The organism is uncultured Rothia sp., from assembly GCF_937976295.1.
GTDB lineage: Bacteria > Actinomycetota > Actinomycetes > Actinomycetales > Micrococcaceae > Rothia.
In genome coordinates, this window is the sequence record NZ_CALJRY010000363.1 from 1 (window position 1) to 2,436 (window position 2,436).

Here is a 2,436-nt window from a genome sequence, read left to right on the forward strand (position 1 = left end):
CCTTCGACTCCAAAAGAGTGGCAATCGACAGAATCTCCGCCGGAATCTCAGACAGAGTCATACTCAGACGCTCACCCGACATGCCCTGCTCCGGCACAAAAGTCTGCTCCACCGCGGCCGGGTCAACCAGCTGACCCTTACGCTTGCCAAAAGCAATACCGCGACCAATCATCACGGACTCCTTGCCGTAATGATCCACCGTGAGGACAACATTATTGTTATAAATACGGCTAATGCGCATGCGTCGTCCTCCTTCACGGGTGTTGGGTCGCCGGAACAGAAACGGCAAATTCAAAAGATACGCAAGGTGATTGAGCGTTACCTAAGCTAGTACAAATTCTACAGAAAGTTTGAAGTCGGCATGAAGGGTTAATGTGTAAATGCTGGGTAAAGCTGTGCCCCAGCTGTGATGCGAGCAAACATTCCATAAGTTTGCGGCTGAAAACCGGGAACCGCCGCACCCCGCGACCCTAAATCGCGATACTCTTAATCACATGAGCAGTAAAGCAACCGAAATCGCAAAGAACCTTCCCGCCCTCGAACACCCGGACGGCAGCCCCATCCGCGCCCTCGTCGTTGACGATGAGGAGATGCTCAAGGAACTCGTCAGCATGGGTCTGAAAATGATCGGCTGGGAGGTGCAATCCGCAGGTGACGGCCCCTCCGCGCTCGCGATTGCCCGCGATTGGCGACCCGATGTGCTCGTGCTGGACATTATGATGCCTGGCTTCGACGGTCTGGAACTGCTCACCCGTATCCGTAAGTTCTACCCCGAAGTTCCCTGCCTCTTCCTGACTGCTAAGGACTCGGTCGATAACCGCATCGAGGGTCTTGCCGCCGGTGCGGACGACTATGTGACCAAGCCCTTCTCCATGGAAGAAGTAATGATCCGTCTGCACCGCCTGGTGCAGCGCTCCGGCGTTGCCGCCATTGACGACGCCGAGCTGGTCGTCGGCGATCTGGTGCTGAATCAGGACACCCGCGAGGTGACCCGCGGTGGTGAGCAGATTAACCTCACCGCAACCCAGTTCGACCTGCTGCGCTACCTCATGGAGAACGCGAAGCGCGTGGTCTCTAAGAGCCAGATTCTCGATAATGTCTGGAACTACGACTTTGGTGGTCAGGCAAATATTGTGGAGCTGTACATCTCGTACCTGCGTAAGAAGATTGACGTGGGCCGCGAGCCGATGATTCACACCGTGCGTGGTGCCGGCTACGTGCTGCGCCCCGCCGTATAGTTTTATTCTCTGCTCTTCATGTGGCGCGGTATAACACCCGGTTATACCGCGCCACATCAGTTATATTCCATATTTTGAATATGGAAAGAAAGGATGCTTGTGGGCTCCTACTCACCCGGTGAACCCGCCTCCCCGGATAACGAAGCAACCCGCCACCTGCGCTCGGGTGCCCCCACACGAGACGGCGCCGCACCCTCCCGCAAGAACCTCTTCGTGCGCCTACGCGCCGCCTGGAAGAGCATGCGGAACCCCGAAGCATCCCCCGAAGAACTCGGGTACGTACCCCACCTCCGCTCGCGCCTCATCGCCATCCTCGTGGCAGCCCTCGGCATTGCCTGCCTCATTATTGGCCTGTCCACCTACTTGACCCTGCAGAACTCCCTCTACCAGCAGGCGCAAAGCGACCTCAAAGAAACCAGTCATCGTGTGGTGCAGCCTTCCTCTCGGACCGGCAATATAGAAGAAGTAGACTGCGGCGACCTGCAGAAGAGCAGTTCCCTCTTTGCACCCGGTCAGGCGTCCGGAACCATCATTACCTGTGTGGAATCCGAAGGTGCCGTAGAAGTTGCCAGCAAGCTCGCTAGCGACGGTACGGTGCAGACCCTCTCCGCTAATGATCAGATGACCCTCGGAACCATGGCGCTCAATGCCACTAAAGAAGAAGTCCGAGAGGTCAAGCTGGAATCCGGTCTGTACCTCGTGAAAATCACCCCGAAGGCTAATAGCAGTGCCGATGCCCAGGTAGTTGGCATTCCCCTTGCCAATGTGCAGCAGACCCTCACCATCTTCGTGATTGTGGTGTCCCTCGGCTCCATTGCCGTGATGGTCGGTGCCGGCGTGGCGGGTTCCTACATTATTCGCGGCACTATGAAGCCCCTGGAGCGAGTCTCTGCGGTAGCAACCGATGTGGCACACCTGGACCTGGAAGAGCACACTATCTCCTCGGCGGTGCGAGTGGAGCCACGCGATTCCGACCCGCGCACCGAGGTGGGTGCCGTGGGCTACGCCCTCAACCAGCTGTTGGATAACGTGAACTCCGCCCTCGAAGTGCGCGAGCGCACCGAACAGCAGATTCGCGCCTTCATTGCGGACGCCTCCCACGAGCTGCGCACGCCCCTTGCCGCCATTAAGGGTTACTCTGACATGCTCCGCTGGACCGAGCCGCTCAGTGAATCCGGTCAGTCCTCCCTGGCGCGTA

General features: G+C 57.9%; 3 protein-coding genes. 2 read left to right on the forward strand and 1 reads right to left on the reverse strand.

From position 1 onward, the window contains the following. Window positions 1-241: CAT RNA binding domain-containing protein (locus tag Q0216_RS09655; RefSeq protein ID WP_298594911.1), on the reverse strand; the 241-nt coding region annotated here is incomplete at its 3' end. A gap of 253 nt (window positions 242-494) precedes the next feature. Here Q0216_RS09655 and Q0216_RS09660 point away from each other — a divergent pair. After that, window positions 495-1,238 carry a response regulator transcription factor gene (locus Q0216_RS09660; RefSeq protein WP_070674203.1) on the forward strand — a complete coding sequence of 248 codons (744 nt, stop codon included), beginning with the start codon at window positions 495-497 and terminating at the stop codon, window positions 1,236-1,238. A gap of 93 nt (window positions 1,239-1,331) precedes the next feature. Beyond that, on the forward strand, window positions 1,332-2,436 hold a 1,105-nt coding region (locus Q0216_RS09665; protein WP_298594913.1), incomplete at its 3' end, for a histidine kinase dimerization/phospho-acceptor domain-containing protein.